General features: G+C 59.6%; 16 protein-coding genes. 5 read left to right on the top strand and 11 right to left on the bottom strand.

The window, feature by feature from the left end:
- Positions 1–5: 5 nt before the first annotated feature.
- Entirely contained in the window at positions 6–581 is a 576-nt protein-coding gene (aat, locus tag WAW39_RS26730) for a leucyl/phenylalanyl-tRNA--protein transferase (RefSeq protein WP_422322215.1), read from the bottom strand.
- A gap of 52 nt (positions 582–633) precedes the next feature.
- On the opposite strand from aat, the gene pgsA reads away from it, so the two are divergent.
- From pgsA to WAW39_RS26715, 3 genes are all read left to right on the top strand, one after another.
- A complete protein-coding gene (pgsA, locus tag WAW39_RS26725; RefSeq protein ID WP_422322214.1) occupies positions 634–1,227 on the top strand; it encodes a CDP-diacylglycerol--glycerol-3-phosphate 3-phosphatidyltransferase in 594 nt (197 codons plus the stop codon).
- A 29-nt stretch (positions 1,228–1,256) separates the two neighbouring features.
- Entirely contained in the window at positions 1,257–2,633 is a 1,377-nt protein-coding gene (der, locus tag WAW39_RS26720; protein WP_422322213.1) for a ribosome biogenesis GTPase Der, read from the top strand.
- Between the two features lie 78 nt (positions 2,634–2,711).
- On the top strand, positions 2,712–3,710 hold the full coding sequence (locus WAW39_RS26715) for a cobalamin-independent methionine synthase II family protein (protein WP_422322212.1): 999 nt from the start codon (positions 2,712–2,714) through the stop codon (positions 3,708–3,710).
- Between the two features lie 87 nt (positions 3,711–3,797).
- Here the strand turns inward: WAW39_RS26715 and WAW39_RS26710 are convergent, their stop codons facing one another.
- The 6 genes from WAW39_RS26710 to WAW39_RS26685 form a co-directional block, all read right to left on the bottom strand.
- Positions 3,798–4,526, bottom strand: a complete 729-nt coding sequence (locus WAW39_RS26710) for a hypothetical protein (protein ID WP_422322211.1) — start codon at positions 4,524–4,526, stop codon at positions 3,798–3,800.
- Positions 4,523–5,122, bottom strand: a complete 600-nt coding sequence (locus tag WAW39_RS26705) for an RNA polymerase sigma factor (RefSeq protein ID WP_422322210.1) — start codon at positions 5,120–5,122, stop codon at positions 4,523–4,525. The genes WAW39_RS26710 and WAW39_RS26705 overlap by 4 nt, the downstream gene beginning before the upstream one ends.
- 58 nt (positions 5,123–5,180) lie before the next feature.
- Positions 5,181–5,639, bottom strand: coding sequence for a DoxX family protein (locus WAW39_RS26700; protein WP_422322209.1), 459 nt, complete (start codon positions 5,637–5,639; stop codon positions 5,181–5,183).
- Positions 5,636–6,502: a putative DNA-binding domain-containing protein gene (locus WAW39_RS26695; protein ID WP_422322208.1), complete on the bottom strand. Its 867-nt coding sequence runs from the start codon at positions 6,500–6,502 to the stop codon at positions 5,636–5,638. The genes WAW39_RS26700 and WAW39_RS26695 overlap by 4 nt, the downstream gene beginning before the upstream one ends.
- Positions 6,489–7,331, bottom strand: coding sequence for a DUF692 domain-containing protein (locus WAW39_RS26690; RefSeq protein WP_422322207.1), 843 nt, complete (start codon positions 7,329–7,331; stop codon positions 6,489–6,491). The genes WAW39_RS26695 and WAW39_RS26690 overlap by 14 nt, the downstream gene beginning before the upstream one ends.
- An 83-nt stretch (positions 7,332–7,414) precedes the next feature.
- Positions 7,415–7,672, bottom strand: a complete 258-nt coding sequence (locus tag WAW39_RS26685) for a hypothetical protein (protein ID WP_422322206.1) — start codon at positions 7,670–7,672, stop codon at positions 7,415–7,417.
- A gap of 186 nt (positions 7,673–7,858) precedes the next feature.
- On the opposite strand from WAW39_RS26685, the gene mpl reads away from it, so the two are divergent.
- The gene (gene mpl, locus WAW39_RS26680; RefSeq protein ID WP_422322205.1) at positions 7,859–9,241 is read left to right on the top strand and encodes a UDP-N-acetylmuramate:L-alanyl-gamma-D-glutamyl-meso-diaminopimelate ligase; all 1,383 of its coding nucleotides are present in this window, start codon (positions 7,859–7,861) and stop codon (positions 9,239–9,241) included.
- 72 nt (positions 9,242–9,313) lie between these two features.
- On the opposite strand, the gene WAW39_RS26675 is transcribed toward mpl, so the two are convergent.
- A complete protein-coding gene (locus tag WAW39_RS26675) occupies positions 9,314–10,666 on the bottom strand; it encodes a L,D-transpeptidase family protein (protein ID WP_422322204.1) in 1,353 nt (450 codons plus the stop codon).
- Positions 10,667–10,940: 274 nt separating this feature from the next.
- On the opposite strand from WAW39_RS26675, the gene WAW39_RS26670 reads away from it, so the two are divergent.
- Positions 10,941–11,846 carry a hypothetical protein gene (locus tag WAW39_RS26670; RefSeq protein WP_422322203.1) on the top strand — a complete coding sequence of 302 codons (906 nt, stop codon included), beginning with the start codon at positions 10,941–10,943 and terminating at the stop codon, positions 11,844–11,846.
- Here WAW39_RS26670 and WAW39_RS26665 read toward each other — a convergent pair.
- The 3 genes from WAW39_RS26665 to recG all read right to left on the bottom strand — a co-directional run bounded on the left by WAW39_RS26665 (position 11,830) and on the right by recG (position 15,922).
- Entirely contained in the window at positions 11,830–12,852 is a 1,023-nt protein-coding gene (locus WAW39_RS26665) for a PIN/TRAM domain-containing protein (RefSeq protein WP_422322202.1), read from the bottom strand. The genes WAW39_RS26670 and WAW39_RS26665 overlap by 17 nt on opposite strands.
- A gap of 63 nt (positions 12,853–12,915) precedes the next feature.
- A complete protein-coding gene (locus WAW39_RS26660; protein WP_422322201.1) occupies positions 12,916–13,710 on the bottom strand; it encodes a hypothetical protein in 795 nt (264 codons plus the stop codon).
- 124 nt (positions 13,711–13,834) lie between these two features.
- Positions 13,835–15,922, bottom strand: coding sequence for an ATP-dependent DNA helicase RecG (recG, locus tag WAW39_RS26655; protein ID WP_422322200.1), 2,088 nt, complete (start codon positions 15,920–15,922; stop codon positions 13,835–13,837).
- Positions 15,923–15,956: the final 34 nt, after the last annotated feature.

Raw genomic sequence — 15,956 nt, 5'->3', positions numbered from 1 at the left:
TCAGCTCACATAAACGTCGCCTTGCGCGAAATCGCCCGCTGCAGCAGTTCCAAATACTGCGCGCAGGGGATTTCGTGCCCGCCAAACATCGCGAGATGTGGCGTTGTCCACTGCGTGTCGTGCAGCAGGTAGCCGCGCTCGTGTAGGCGCCATTGCAGATGCGTCAGCGCCACCTTCGAGGCCTGCGGCTCACGGCTGAACATCGATTCCCCGAAAAACGCCCCGCCGATGCTCACGCCATAGACGCCGCCACGCAGCTTGCCATCCCGCCAGACCTCAACGCAATGCGCAAAACCAATGCGATGAAGCTCCTCGTAGGTGTCCATGATGGCATCCGTGATCCAGGTGCTCTCACGGTCGGCGCAGCCCCGGATCACATCTCCAAAGGAGGTGTTCCAGCGCACCTCAAACGGGTGCTGCTTCAGGTAGCGCTCAAACCGGCGCGGCACATGAAACTCCGCCACCGGCAGGATGCCCCGCATCTTGGGCCGGTACCATGAAATGGAGCCATCGTCCTCCCCCATGGGGAAGGCTCCCTCACAGTAGGCGTTCAAGAGATCCACTGGCTCGATTTGCGACATGGCACACTCTAAAGCGATCAAACTTCATGATTCAACTCTTGAACCGTGAACCGTGAAACGCGAACGTAGCAGCGTGAACCTCGCCAATCAGATCACCATTTTCCGCATCCTGCTGATTCCCGTCTTCATCGGGCTGGTGATCTACTATGGCGACAGCGCCCGCGGGGAGCACCCCAATGAAGCCCTGCGCCAGTGGGCGGCGGCCGTCTTCGGCATCGCCTCAATCAGTGACGCGATTGACGGCTGGATCGCCCGCCGGTTCAATCAACGCACCCGATTCGGGGCCATCATGGACCCCCTTGCGGACAAGCTGCTCATGCTCGCCGCCATCATTCTGCTGAGTTTCACCTCCTGGCGGCAGCATTTCCCCCTGTGGTTCCCGATTCTCGTTATCGGCCGCGACCTGCTTTCCATCGGCGGGGCTTTCCTGATCGACCACTTTGCCGGCAAATTCCAAATCCACACCCACTGGACCGGCAAAACAGCCACTTTTGCCCAGATGGCGGCCATTTTGTGGATCCTGCTCGATCTCAAGCCCGAGTGGCTCATCTGGCCCACGATCTTTGCCGCCACTTTCACTGCTCTGTCGGGTTTTCTCAATCTGGCCGACGGTGTCAAGCAGTTGCAGGCCGCTGGACATGATTGACTCGGGGGGCTCACCGTGCTCTCTGAACAATGCTCAAAACCGTTGCCATCGTCGGACGCCCCAATGTGGGGAAATCCGCACTCTTTAATCGCCTTGCCGGGAAAACCATCTCCATCGTCCATGATCAGGCCGGTGTGACACGGGACCGCATCACGGCGCAGTGCCGCCGGGGTCCGGCATGGTTTGAGATCATGGACACGGGCGGCATCGGCGCCAGCACCGACGACGTTTTGACCGATCAGGTGCAGATCGAGGCCTCCATCGCCTTGGACGTGGCGGATCTGCTGCTGTTCGTTGTCGATGTCGTCGATGGCATCACCACGATCGATCAGAGCCTCGCCCGCGAACTGCGCCGCACCAACAAGCCCGTCATTCTCGTCTGCAACAAGGCCGATTCCCCGAAGCGCAAGCTCAACGCCAGCGAGTTCAGCAAATTCGGCTTCCCCGACACCCTGGAAGTCAGCGCCGCCCATGGCCTTGGCATCGACGAACTCGTCGCACTCATCTCCGAGCGCCTCGACCTGAAGGAATCCAGCGAAACGGAGGATGCCATCTCGCATCAAAACACGCGTCCGTTGAAGCTCGCCATCGTGGGCCGCCCGAACGCGGGCAAATCCTCGCTCGTGAATGCCATTCTGGGCTCGGACCGTGCCATCGTCAGCGATGTCCCCGGCACCACGCGTGATGCCCTCGACATCAAGGCCACCTGGAACGGCAAGCAGTACCAACTCATCGACACCGCCGGCATCCGCCGCCGTGCGAATCTGGATACGGTCGTCGAAATCTCCAGCGTCGATCGCAGCCTGCAGAGCATCAAGCGTGCTGACCTTTGCCTGCTCGTCATCGACTGTGCCGCCGGAGCGAAGATGCAGGACCGCAAGATCGCCCAGTTCATTTTGGAGGAACGCAAGCCCTGCATCCTCGTCATGAACAAGTGGGATCTCTTTCATCCGGATGGCAACCAGAAGGACCGCATCGAACATCTGGACGAACTGATGCGCCGCGAGTTCTTCTTCCTGAACTATGCCCCGCTCGTCGCCATCTCGGCGAAGAACAAGGACCATATCGGCAAGCTCTTCGTGCAGATTGAAAAAGTGCGTAGCGGCTCACAGAACCGCATTGGCACCGGTGCCTTGAACCGCCTGCTCGCCAACGCCATCGAGAACACCCCCGGCGCCCTGGGCCGCAGCACGCACAGCTTCAAGCTGCTCTATGCCACCCAGGTCAATGAAGCTGAAGGTTTCGCCATTCCCGTGCCGCACTTTGTTCTCTTCGCGAATCGTGCCTCAAAGCTCACGGACAGCTACATGCGCTATCTGGAGAAAGTCATCCGCGACGAATGGGCCGCGCCCGGCGTGCCCTTCAAAATGAGCGTGCGTGGCAAAGGTCCGAAGTCCGCGAGGTAAGCTTGTTGGATACCTGCCTGCCTTTGGAATTTGGCACTCCTGCCTTCCAAGGCCGGAGGATGCTGACTAGGCTGTTCCATGGCCACCATCCAGACCACCACCGTCGGCTCCTATCCTGTCCCCGAATGGCTCAGCGCACTGCCCAGCGAAGCCGCCGTCATTGACGCCACTCGCGTGGTGTTCGACACGCAACGTCAGGCCGGCATTGATCTGCCGACGGATGGCGAGCTGTATCGCTTCGATGTGAATCATCCCGACACGAACGGCATGATCGAGTACTTCGTCCACAAACTGGGCGGCATCGACAGCCGCGTGGGTCATGCGGATGCCGCGGCGTTTCGTGCCAAGCATGAGATGGCCTTCCGCAGCAAACCCGCCGCCGTCGTGCGCGGCCCCATCACCGAAGGCGTCCTCAATCTGGCAGAGGACTGCGCCCGCGCAGGTAAAGTAGCCGGTGGCCCGTTCAAGTTCACACTGACCAGCCCCTACATGCTGGCCCGCACGCTGCTGGATACGCACTACAACGACTTCGCCTCGCTCAACATGGCCATTGCCGATGCGCTGGCTGCGCAGGCCGCCGATCTGCAATGCGACTGCGTACAAGTCGATGAAGCCAACATTCCCGGCAACCCGACGGACGCACCCGTCGCCGCCGCAGGCATCAATCGAGTGCTGGATGCGGTGAAAGGCACAAAAGCCGTGCACTTCTGCTTCGGCAACTATGGTGGCCAGACAATTCAAAAAGGCGAGTGGGCCACGCTCATCACCTTCTTAAACTCACTGCGCGCAGACCACCTCGTGCTGGAGCTCGCTCATCGGCCCGCCGCTGATCTCGACGCTCTCAAGGAACTCGATCCCAAAATCGGGGTCGGCCTCGGTGTCGTGGACATCAAGGTGAATCACATCGAAACTGCCGACGAAATCGCCCGCCGCATCGAAGCTGCGGAGAAAAAACTCGGCTGCGGCCGGGTGAAGTTTATCCATCCCGACTGCGGCTTCTGGATGCTCAAACGCAGCATCGCCGACCGCAAGATCGAGGCGCTGGCGAAAGGACGTGACAGATTCGAAGGGCGGTGATTCACTCGCCCCCATGAAAAGGATCTTTGTCTTTGCCGCGCTGTTCTCCCTGACCACCAAGGTGCAGGTGAGTGAGATTCCGTAACCTCACGCCAGCCCAAACAATTTCTTCAACACCGCTTCATCCGCCGTGGTGGCGAGGAGGAAAGTCTGGCTGCCATCGCTCCAGCTGGCCATGTTCCAGTTCTTGTTGCTCTTAAACTGGGGCCGGAGCTGTGGCGGCAGGTCGGTGAGTCCGGTGTTGTCCATCACGACGAGGTGCGCCTCTTTGCCAGGCTGAATTTCAAAGCAGATGATGGATGCTGCACGACCGCCGATCTGGATGCGCTTGCAGGCCAGCACAGACATGGTCCCCACTTTGCCAGGCAGACGATCCGGCGTCGGGGACTCATCAGCCACAAGCATCTTTTTGATGGCTTCGAAGTCACGCGACATGTGATCGACCTTGGAAATGCCGTACTCGACTTTCGTCACGGCGGCGAGCGAATCAGCCTGCCAGCCGGGCATGCTGTTGCTCACCGGCCAGAGCATCGCCCAGCCGATCACTACTGCGGCAGCAGCGGCCACCAGTGTGGGTAGCACCCAGCGGGTGGAGCGTTTGGCGGGCCGTCTGGCATTTTGCAGAATGCTCTCACGCAGCCCTGCTGGAATGGTCGCAGCAAAAGCCCCGGCGACTTGTTCATCAAACTCAGTGCGCTTTTTGAGCCATGCGCCCAGTTCGGGATCGCTATCAGCCATCCCACGCGCCTCTTGCGATGCATCCTGAGGGCGGAGCGTCGTGGCATCGAGTTCGAGTCTGGCTTCTTCGCGGTTCACGAGGCGGATAGGGGGATGATGTTGGAGGGGGCGGAGTCTTCGAGGCGGCGCAAAATGGTGCGCAGGCTGTCTTTGGCGCGGGAAAGGCGTGACATCACTGTGCCGATGGGAACGCCCAGCGTCTCGGCGATGTCCCGGTAGGATAGCTCCTTGAGGTAAAAAAGCACCAGCGGTGCGCGGTAATTGGGTTCCAGTTCTTCAAGCGCCGTTTCCAGCGTGGCGCTGTCCACGCGCGGATTTTCGCCGTCATCATGGTGCTGCGTGGCACCATGCTGCTCGGGTTCAAATTCGACCTCTTCATATTTTTTCTCGCGGCGGGCGATGCCGAGCCATTCGCGGTAGATCGTGGTGAACAGCCAGGTCTTCACCTTCGAGGCATCCCGCAGCGTGTGCCCTTTCTTTGCCCATTGCAGAAAGGTTTGCTGCACAAGATCCTGCGCAGTGGCCTCACGCCGGCACATGCTCATGGCAAAGCGGTAAAGCCCCTGATAGTGGGAGTCCACGATCTGCTCAAAGCTGGGCACGGTGTCGGTCACGCGTCGAGGTATCGTGCGGGTTGCAGGCAGTTCAATGCCGAATTGGAAGGCAGATTCCATGAGTTCATGGGTCGGGTATGCAGGTGGGAGACGTGACCGCAGCGTTTATTCCCACAATTCACGCTTTTTTTCGCCGACGCAGGAGTTCATCGGCCGACAACCTGCCAGGACCAAAAATGAAGACGGTCACGCTGGCCAGCAGAAAGAGAAACGGCGGGGCGCTGACGAAGGAGTCGGCATCTGACCAGATCGTTTTGACCACATCGAGATGCGCCGTGCCGTAGGCGACGAGCATGGTGAAGATCAGTGGCAGGCAGGTGACTCGGGAAAAGAGGCCCGCCAGAAGCAGCAAGCCTCCGAAGCACTCCGTGCAGCCCGCCATGTACGCATTCAGCTCTGGAAAAGGAATGCCGAGTTCGGTGAAGAAAGCTGTGGGCACGCTGATGTCGCTGAGCTTGCCTTTTCCGGTCTGAAAAAACTGCCAGCCCCAATAGAGGCGGATGCCGAACAAAAAGGGATCTACCAGGCAACTGGCGGCGCGGTCGAGGAGTGTGTTGGCGAGGGTCCAGGGCTTCATGATTTGCGGGGAAATTGGATGAACCAGCCGAGCTGGGAGAATTCGGCGAACCAAACACGAATCTGCGCGGGCCAGTCAGTCTCGGGACTGGCTTGGGAGAGAGCGAATTCGATGGCATCAGCCAGCGTGAGGCCATCCCTCAATGCCGTGAGCATGGCGAAGGACTCCGGGGCAAGGCGCTTGAAGTACAGCTGGTTGTCATGTCGGTGAACGGCCAGATGCACACACTCGCGTTTTAACTTCGGTGCCTTGGCGACTTTGGCACGTGTGGGTGCCTCGGACATGGCCTGGCTGGCTGAACCGCGCACATCGGCGTCGGCTTTTTTCATCGCGGTGATGAAGTGATCGACGGCGTGGTCGATCCGCAGAAGCACGACGCAGGGCTGAAGTCCCAGATGCAGCGTGGAGGGGTCAGCGCCGAGGAGATCATCAATTCGCAGAGGCTTTTTCAGCGCTTCGTCAAAAGCGAGCGTCTGCGCCCATTCCACGCAGGCGACATCACGGGCTTTAAGATCAGCAATGAAAGAGGGAAGCGCGGAACCGAGATTGCGCAAGGTCCAGGAAGTGCTGGGATGCTGCGCGAGGTAGTCGCGGCAGAGCTGGTGAAAGCGGCGCTCGCCCAGGAAAACGCGCAGTGCGGGATAATCATCGTAGAGGCAGTCGAGCAGGCGGAACCAGTACTGGCGGGCGTAGATTTCGAGCCTCTCGAAGCCGCTCATGCGGTCGTTCGGTGTGATGAAATCGACCTGCGTGCTGACGGGCATGCCGTCCTGGCGCGTGAGCGGCTGCATCAGCGCCGCAGCCATGGTGCGTTGCAGTTGGCGCAGGTCGGCATTGGTGCGGAGACGGCTAGGCGTGGGCATGCTCATGAAGGTAGCGGTTGGCTTTGAGCGCTTCGGCATGCACATCATCGAAGCTGGGAATTTTGTCGTCCCATTCGAGGAGTGTGGCGGTGCTCCCGGTGTTTTGGATGGCGGCGGCGTAGAGATCCCAAACAGGATCGGGCACGGGATGATCGTGGGTGTCGAGGATTACGTGATCCAGCCGGGTGTGCCCGGCGATGTGAATCTGGCCAACACGTTGATGCGGCACTGCACGGAGGTATTCGAAGGGATCGAAGCCGTGGTTCTGAGAGGAGACGTAGATGTTGTTCACATCCAGGAGGATGCCGCAGTCAGCGCGCTCAACGACTTCATTGAGGAATTCCCACTCGGTCATCTCGTTCTGCGTGAATTCGGCGTAGCTGCTCACATTTTCCACGCAGATGGGCACTTCGAGAAAATCGCGCGCCTGCCTGATTTTCTCGGCGGTGTGTCTGGCTACGCTCATGGTGTAGGGCATGGGCAGAAGGTCGTGGGAGCAGCGGCCATCCACACTGCCCCAGCAGAGGTGATCGGAGAGCCAGGGTGTATTGGTCCGCTTCACCAGACGCTTGAGTTTTTTCAGGTGGTCTCGATTCAAGGGATCGGCATTACCGAAGTACATCGACACCCCGTGCTGAACGACGCGGTACTGCTCCAAAATGCTGTCCAGCACCTCCAGCGGCCGGCCGCCATCGACCATGAAATTTTCGGAGATGATCTCAAACCAGTCACAGACAGGCTTCTTCTCCAGAATATGCCGGTAGTGCGGCACTCGGAGGCCGAGACCGATGCCGAGATCGGTGTGACCATTGTGAGGGTTGGCGGGCATTTTCTGAAGTTCCAAGTGTAATATTTAAAGATTGGCCGCAGCCACACGCGGGGGTGTCGTGTGGCTGCGGAAATCGATTCGGCTTACTTCTTCGGCATGGTGTTGCAGCCGCCTTTGCCCTTGCAGGAGTTCTTGCCTTTGCAGCCGTTGTCGCCGGACTTGCAGCCACCCTGTCCTTTGCAGGTATTGTGTCCCTTGCAAACGTGCTGGCCTTTTTCAGCCATCTTTTCGATGGAGACGCCGAGGCTGGCGGCCTTCTGGGTGCTGGTGGTCTGGGCGGCGTAGGCACCGGAAAGGAGACCGGTGAAGGCGGCGGCGGCGATGATGTGCTTGGTGCTCATGGTGGGTGTGATGTATTTTGATTTGTTTGTTAGTTCTGGCTGGCTGCGGGGATTCGAGCCATCGCAACGTTGGAGCCTCCGCCTGTGCGATTATTCCCGCCGAACTGAACTTTCTTTTAGCAGGGGGCAAAAAGTCCTGCTTTAGTTCACGTCTGCGCCTGGATTTGAACCGTGCGCTTCTTTTCCATGGCATCTCCCAAGCACATTCATTTCATCGGCATCTGCGGCACCGCAATGGGCTCCACCGCAGTCGCTCTGCGCGCCCTCGGTCACACCATCAGCGGATCCGACAATCAAGTTTATCCGCCCATGAGCGATGTGCTGCGGGATGCCGGCATCACTGTGACCGAAGGCTACAATCCGGACAACCTGCCGCTTCAGGCGGATGTGTATGTGGTGGGCAACGCGATCTCCCGCGGCAATCCCGAACTGGAGGCACTGCTGGAGAAAAAGCTGCCCTACGTCTCCATGGCGGAGATGCTGAAGCGCGAAGTCATCCAGGGCAAACGCAGCTTTGTGGTGAGCGGCACGCACGGCAAGACGACGACCACAACGATGCTTGCGTGGATCTATGAGCACGCAGGCAAAAACCCCGGCTTCATGATCGGCGGCGTGCCGGAGAATTTCGAATCAGGCGCACGCTTCACTCACTCGGACCTGTTTGTGATCGAAGGCGACGAATATGACACCGCCTACTTCGACAAGCGCAGCAAATTCCTCCACTACCTGCCCGAGTGCGCCATAGTGAACAACATTGAGTTCGATCACGCGGACATCTTCCGCGACCTCGACGAGATCCTGCTCTCGTTTCAGCGCTTCCTCAACACGGTGCCTCGCAACGGCCTTGTCCTCGTCAACGGGGACGACCCGAACTGCCTCAGCCTGCGTGCCAAGTGCCCGGCACCGTTCAAGACCGTGGGCTTGGGCGACACTTGCGACTTCCGCATCACGATCACCCGCGTGACGCCCGAAAGCACCCATTTTGAAATCAATGGAGCGACGTTCGACGTGCCCATGGTCGGAGAGTTCAATGCACGCAATGCAGCGATGTGCGTCTGCGCAGCCCGTTTTGCCGGATTGAGCGATGACGAAATTCGCGCCGGCCTGAGCAGTTTCCGCGGCATCCGCCGCCGCCAGCAGGAGCGTGGCACGGCGCATGGCATCACAATCATTGACGACTTCGGTCATCACCCGACCGCTATTCGGGAGACACTGCGCGGCCTGCGCCAGCGCTATGAAGGACGCCGCCTGTGGGCGTTGTTCGAGCCCCGCTCAAACACCAGCCGCCGCAACGTGCTGCAGAATGAACTGATCGAGGCGCTGACTGAAGCCGACGGCTCCGTCATCGCTGCAGTGGCCAATCCCGAAAAGGTCGCGGCAGATCAACGACTCGACACCGCCAAGGTGGCTCAGGCAGTCACCGCACGCGGCAAACCCTGCTGGTTTGAAGCAGACACCGACGCCATCGTGAATCGCCTGAAACAGGAAACTCGCACAGGCGATGTGATCGTGGTCTTCAGCAACGGCGGCTTCGACGGCATCCACGACAAGCTCCTGAAAACGCTGTAGGGCCGGGCTGTTTACGGTTGCTTTCAGCGCAATAGCGGAGCCGCTTCATCGGCTTGGGAACAACTGCCCCGCTCAGTACACAATCTCCACCTCGTCGCCCACTCGCACCTGGTTGAAGAACTGCTTCGCCTTCTCGTAGGGAAGACGGATGCAGCCGTGAGACGCTGGCTGACCTGTAACATAACCGCTGTGCAGGCCGATCGCCCCGCAGTTCAAGCGCATGAACCAGGGCATGGCCACATGGTAGAGCGTGGAGACATGGGAGGTGTGCTTGTCAGTGATGACATAGCGACCTGCCGGTGTGCCGTACCCTTCACGTCCGGTGGAGACCATGGTGTGGTTGATGATGCGCCCCTGCTTGGTTACCCAGGCACGTTGACTTGAAAGATCGACAGTCACGAGCGTGTCCGGTTCCGACTCAGGATCGCGGCCCAGCAGGACACGCATGAGGAACAGATACCCCTGCGTGGCGGCAAAATTGATCGGGTAGCGGTGAAAGCGTGTGGTGCCCATTCCTGGCCGGCCTCCCGCGCGCATCAGTGTGACCGCGCCTTCCACATCGCCTCGTGCAGCACAGCAGATCATCGGGGTGATGCCACGATCGCTTTCCATGGCGTTTCGCAGATCTTTGATCGTGCAGCGATCAATGACCTGCTTCAGAATAGGTGTGTTAAAGCGTGTGTTGGGATCGACACCAAAATCCAGCAGCGCCTGCAACACGGGAACATTCCGGCGCAGGGAGGCGATCGCTATCGGTGGCTGTTTTTCATGCGCCGGCTGGTTCAGATTCACTCCCGAGAGCGCCAGCACATGCACACAATCCGCACGTCCCATGCGCACGGCGGCGCACAGCGGCGTATCTCCGCCCAAGGTCATTTCGTTGGGGGAAATGCCCATGGCGATGATTTTGGCAAGGTGGGCGGCGTCATCGTTGAGCACGGCCTGATACGCCTGGGGCAGCGCCTCGGTGCGCGGCATCAGACGAGTCCAGTGATCTTCGATGGGATCAAGGATCGGACGCCAGACAGGCATTTTGAAGGCGATGGCAGGAGCGGGTTTGTCAGATTTTCTGGCAGCGGCTACCATGGAGTCACCGTTCGACGGCTTCGTTGGAACGGCCGGTTTAACCTTGGCGTCCTCAGCCGCACGTCTCAGGGCGGCTTTTTCCGCATTCGGCGACACTGGCAGCGGACGCACCGGGTCAAATGTTGCATCAACAGGCAGCGCGGCACGGATCTCCGCACTGTTCTCGCTCAGCTTGCCTTGGCGCACTTTGCTGACTGCGGCCACGGGTGGTGTAACCGCATCCACACGAAACATTTCATGGTTCTTCAAAAGCTGGATGATACCCCAGCAAATTCCCACGCCGACGATCGGCGGAAGAATGCAGGCACCCAGCATGTTGATGAATGAACCTTTTTTCATTTTTGCGTCACAAGCCTGCCATCCATAACAAAAATGATCAGTGTGTCGAGCGGGTTTTCACCGAGTGAAGGTCATACCATTTACAAATCAGGTTTTGAGGCTGCTTGTGGGGAGAAAATTAAGGCAATTCAGCAGAGTTTTATGGTAATTCAAAAACATGATGGGACATTACTCGATGTTTGTGGCCGCCAATGCATCAGACTCCATGTGTTCGCGCATCATGTGCACAGTGGTTGCCTTGTTATGCCTGGACGTCGCACCGTGTCGCGCGATTGTGTTTGAAGCCACCGCCGATCCGAATCACAACACCACAGCCCCCACCGGCATTTTTGCCAATTCAGGCTGGCAGTATGAAGGCACTTACGGCGCCTATCTTGGCACCATGATTGCACCCCAGTACTTCATCACCGCGCAGCATTTCGGCACTCAGGGCTTCACCTTCACACAAAACGGCATATTCAGCGGCGGAGCAGATGTGACCTACAACATCGACACTGCGGCCAATGGTGGCGTCGGCTACTGGGACATCGCTGGCACCGACCTGCGCATCTTCAAAATCCAGGAAACTTTTGCCACCTACGCGCCGCTCTACACGGGTTCCTCTGAAACAGGTCTGACCATGCAGGTCAACGGCAGAGGTGGTCCACGCGGGACGGATGTGATGGTCGGTGGGATTCTGCATGGGTGGCAGGACACCAATCCTGACGGCAAAGCGCGCTGGGGCACCAACACCGTCAGCGGCATTTATTCGAGCGCCATTGGCGATCTGCTCACCGCCTCATTCAGTGCCAGTGGCACCGCCGAAGAGGCCACCCTTTCCAACGGTGATTCCGGCGGCGGCGTGTTCGTCAATGACGGTGGCATCTGGAAACTGGCTGGCGTGAACTACAGCATTGATGGCATGTTCGACACCAACAACGTCACCGGAGATGGCAGCGATTTCAATGCAGCGCTGTTTGATCGAGGCGGCCTATATCAGGGCTCTGACTCCTTTGGCTGGACCTACATTCCCGATCTTCCTTTGGACAATCCCTCCAGCATGTACGCCTCGCGCATCTCCACCAGCGCGGCCTCCATCATGTCCATCACCATGGTTCCAGAGCCGCAGTCGGCATTGCTGGTGATGCTGGCCCTCTCAGCAGGTTTGCTGCAGCGCAGGCGCGTCACGCGTCCGGTTTGATCTCAGCAAAGATCAGCCTTCCGGCACTAGTCGGAAGGGTGCCCGAAACCACCACATCCACCGTCTGCCCGATCTGCGCAGCGGCGTTGTTGACGACGATCATGGCACCGTCTGGCAGATAGCCCACCGCCTGGTTCTTGTCCTTGCCAGGTTTGGTCAGCGGCAGCCGCAGTTCATCGCCCACGCTGAGTTCTGGATTCAAGGCTGCTACCAGCTCGCGCAGGCTGAGCACTGTGATGCCACGCAAGCGGGCCACCTTGGCGAGATTGTCATCGTTTGTCAGCAGGCGGGCATTCAGTTCACGTGCCAGCGTCACCAGCCGCACTTCCACTGAGGCATCTGAAGAGCCGTCTTCATGAATGGAAACCTTCATCTCCGGCCTTGCCCGCAGCTTTTCCATCATCTCCAGCCCTCGCTTGCCCCGCAGGGACTGCGCAGCGTCAGGGGAGTCTGCCAGATGCTGGAGCCCGTCTAAAACGCAACGCGGCACCACGACGGCACCGCTGAGAAATCCGGTGGCAAAAACACCTGGCAGCCGGGCATCCATGACGACGTTCGTATCCAGCAGCAGCGGTTCACCTTCTGAGCCGTCTCGGCGGAACCGGATGTAGGGGATCAGAAAGGCAAACTGGTCCCGGTCACTGCGCAGCGCAAACGTGACTCCAAAAAAAGCCAGAGTCCCATAGATGCAGATTTCTGCGACGTTTTGCAGCGCCACCCCTTCCTCGTGATTTTGAAAATAGGCGAGCTGGAACACGCCGATGCGCGTGATCAGCCACGCGCAGAAAAGGCCCACTGCCAGCCCAAGCGTAGCGTGGGAAAAATCCCGCAGGGTGAAGTGCGCCAGCAGTACATCCAGCACCACCAGCATGCCCATGAACACCGCGCCGCTAAGCGCCCCCACCCAGGCGTCCTGGTCCAAGCCCAGGGCGATCGCGATGCCAATGAAAACGGAGAACGCAAAGAACAGCGCACGCACAAGGCGGATGGGCCAGGAAGTTTTCATGGAGATGCCCACGGATTAAAGGCAAAAACCAGACGGGGCAAAAGGATTCTCCCCCGGAATTCGTCACGGCCTCATGGCCAGCCCACCACGCCGCGTAAACTGAAGCTCCACGCCGGCATCCGCAAACACCCGTCCCATCTCACGTTCCAGTTCTGCCACACTGCGCCCCGCCAGGATAAACTCCCGCACGGCGTTCTCCTCAGACATGCCCTGCTCCATGGCTTGCAGCAGTGCTTTCACACCAGCGCCGTTTCCCGCACGATCAAGGTAGGTAAGATAGAACGTCAGCAGCATGGCCGAGGCACGGTTCTCAGTCGCGACGGGCGTATTCAGGCTTGCCGTCCACGCTCTGGAATCCATGGCCATCAGCTCGGACAGGTTCAGCATTCCAAAACGCACCGCCTGCCCCATCTGCCGGGCACCCGACTCACGCAGGCTTTGCCGCAGCTGATCGATCGTTTGCGCAGCAGACAACCCGGCATTCTTGGCATCAGCAAACTCGGGGACGTCCGCCAGCAGCCACACCGGGGGCATTTTTTTCACGACCGGCTCTTGGACCTGGGGTGGAGCCTGCACCACTGCGGACGCGGGTGTCGGCACGGGATCTTTCTTCAGTCCATAGGCCGCCAGCCCGGAGGACTGCACTGTCTGCAAGGGTGACTTCAAAGTCCGCGCCTGGACGAACGGAGATTCACGAACAGCAATTGCGGCACTGGGGTGCGGCGTCTCCTTTTTTAACCACAGCACAAACGCCGTGACACCCAAGGCGGCTGCAGAAACAACAGCCAAACGCAGCATCGTGATCATGCTCGGCTTCCCACGCCGATGCCGTTTGCGAACGGTTTCGGTTTGGTTCATCTGCGGCATAGGCGCGCAGCTGGGAGCAAGAGGATGCATGACTATTGGTACTGACCGGGTAAAAGCCTCAATCGTCAAGCCACCTTGACTAAACCTTCCTTTAAACAAATTTAATTAACCCGAATCACTGCATCATTGCCTGAGCCTTTTCAGCCACCACCGGCTCATCCCGAAACACCGCCAGCGCCGGACGCAGCAATTGCGGATCTTCGTCCAGTGTCCGCTCGGCAAGCTGCCGCGCCAGGCGCACCAGCCGCGTATCTGCCAGTAGTTCCCCAAACAGCAGCGGTGCCTGCCCGCTCTGCGCATGGCCCAGCACATCCCCTGGCCCACGCCGCCGCAGGTCCTCCTCGGCGATCTGGAAGCCGTCGCTCGTCTCCTCCATGATTGCCAGCCGCTGACGGTTTTCCTCGTCCTTGTCATCCACAAACAGCACGCAGTAGCTCGTGTGCGCTCCGCGGCCGATGCGGCCACGCAACTGATGCAGCTGCGCCAGCCCAAAGCGGCCCGCATCATGAATAAACATCACCGTCGCATTGGGCACGTCGATCCCCACTTCGATCACCGTGGTCGAAACCAGTGCGTCCAGCTTGCCCGCACGGAAGCGTTTCATCACCTCCTCCTTCTCCTCCGCGCTCATCCGGCCATGCAGCAGACCCACCTCGCATGGGGCCAGCAGCTTGGACCACTCCTCATGTCCCTTCGTCGCCGCACCCGCATCGAGCTTTTCCGATTCATCGATCAGCGCATAGACAATGTAGCCCTGCCGACCCTCCTCGATCTGCTCACGCAGGAATTTGGCCGCATCCTTCAGCTTCGTTTTCGGGCGCACCTTGGTGATGATCTTCACCCGATCGCGTGGCTTCTGGTCGATCGTGGACACCTCCAGATCACCGTAAATCGTCAGCGTCAGTGTGCGCGGGATCGGCGTGGCCGTCATCACCAGCACATCCGGCGTATCCCCTTTGCGGATCAACTTCGCCCGCTGCGCCACGCCAAACTTGTGCTGCTCATCAATGACAACGATCCCCGTGTTGTGCATCAGCTCTGCGTCATGCAGCAGTGCATGCGTGCCAATGACGATCTCGGGTTTCGCAGAGCTGCTCTTTCCGCGCATCAGCTCCACGCCATCCCCATCCTCACGCTTCGATCCTGTCCGTAGCGCCACACGCAGTCCCAGCGGTTCCAGCCACTTGCGTGCGTTGCGCGCATGCTGCTCGGCCAAAATCTGCGTCGGCGCCATCAGCACCGCCTGCCGGCCTGACTCGACCGCACGCAGCATTGCAGCAAAGGCCACCACCGTTTTGCCGCTGCCCACATCGCCGTGCAGCAGGCGGTTCATCGGATTGCCCGAGGCCATGTCTCGATGAATCTCATCCAGACAACGCTGCTGCGCCGGGGTGAGCTGAAACGGCAGCTCGTTGAAAAAATCCCGCAGGAGCTCGCCCGTGCCGACCTGCCTGCGTCCGCCCGACTCGATCACGCGCCGTTTCCGCCGCGCCACGCGCAATTGGTAACCATAGAACTCCTGCAGCGCCAGGTAGCGCCGCGCCTGCTCCAGTTTTTCCATGCTGGATGGGAAATGCACCTCCCGCAGCGCATTGGAGCGCGACATGCCCGCAAACTCCCCTTCCCCGCTCGGTGCGGGTAGCAAATCTTCAATAAACGACTCTGGCAGCGCCTGCATCACATGCCACACCGCCACGCGCAGGGCTTTCTGCGTCATCGCCCCTTTCAGCCGGTAGATCGGTGTGATGCGCCCCGTGTGAATCTGACCCGCATCATCATCCGCGCCGCCTTTGACGATCTCATACTCCGGATGCGCCATGCTTAGGCGGCCTTTCGTGTCCTTGATGATGCCGTAGACAATCAGCTCCTGCCCCTCCGCCAGCACCCGGCTCATGAAGGGCATGTTCCACCACTTCAGCGTGAGCTGCTGCCCCAGCAGCCCCGTCGCATGCCGCACCACCGCCTCAAACACGCCCGCCCTGCCGAAAAACTTGTTCCCCGTCTTCGTGATCAACACGTGATGACACGACGGCAGCAGTCCCGCCTGAAACGCCAGCGCCTGCATCTGCCGCCGGTCCTCGTGCCGGGATGGCATCAGAGCAATCACATCCGCCACCGTCGCCACCCCTTCCTTGCCCAGCAACCGCGCGGCATTCGCGGGCATGCGGGGAACTTCAGCGAGAGAAAGGTCGAGTGGGATCACTGGGTGAGATGGAATGCGTGTTGATGAGTGTCAA

This window comes from Prosthecobacter sp. (assembly GCF_049294395.1).
In the GTDB taxonomy this organism is placed as follows: Bacteria; Verrucomicrobiota; Verrucomicrobiia; order Verrucomicrobiales; family Verrucomicrobiaceae; genus Prosthecobacter.
Note: the sequence above shows the minus strand (reverse complement) of the source record. Positions and strands in the feature narration are given on the sequence as shown.

Coding starts and splice junctions, on each gene's coding strand:
- aat (WP_422322215.1), bottom strand. CDS start 581: ATGTCGCAAATCGAGCCAGTGGATCTCTTGAACGCCTACTGTGAGGGA.
- der (WP_422322213.1), top strand. CDS start 1,257: ATGCTCAAAACCGTTGCCATCGTCGGACGCCCCAATGTGGGGAAATCC.
- WAW39_RS26715 (WP_422322212.1), top strand. CDS start 2,712: ATGGCCACCATCCAGACCACCACCGTCGGCTCCTATCCTGTCCCCGAA.
- WAW39_RS26705 (WP_422322210.1), bottom strand. CDS start 5,122: ATGGAATCTGCCTTCCAATTCGGCATTGAACTGCCTGCAACCCGCACG.
- WAW39_RS26700 (WP_422322209.1), bottom strand. CDS start 5,639: ATGAAGCCCTGGACCCTCGCCAACACACTCCTCGACCGCGCCGCCAGT.
- WAW39_RS26695 (WP_422322208.1), bottom strand. CDS start 6,502: ATGCCCACGCCTAGCCGTCTCCGCACCAATGCCGACCTGCGCCAACTG.
- WAW39_RS26690 (WP_422322207.1), bottom strand. CDS start 7,331: ATGCCCGCCAACCCTCACAATGGTCACACCGATCTCGGCATCGGTCTC.
- WAW39_RS26685 (WP_422322206.1), bottom strand. CDS start 7,672: ATGAGCACCAAGCACATCATCGCCGCCGCCGCCTTCACCGGTCTCCTT.
- mpl (WP_422322205.1), top strand. CDS start 7,859: ATGGCATCTCCCAAGCACATTCATTTCATCGGCATCTGCGGCACCGCA.
- WAW39_RS26675 (WP_422322204.1), bottom strand. CDS start 10,666: ATGAAAAAAGGTTCATTCATCAACATGCTGGGTGCCTGCATTCTTCCG.
- WAW39_RS26665 (WP_422322202.1), bottom strand. CDS start 12,852: ATGAAAACTTCCTGGCCCATCCGCCTTGTGCGTGCGCTGTTCTTTGCG.
- WAW39_RS26660 (WP_422322201.1), bottom strand. CDS start 13,710: ATGAACCAAACCGAAACCGTTCGCAAACGGCATCGGCGTGGGAAGCCG.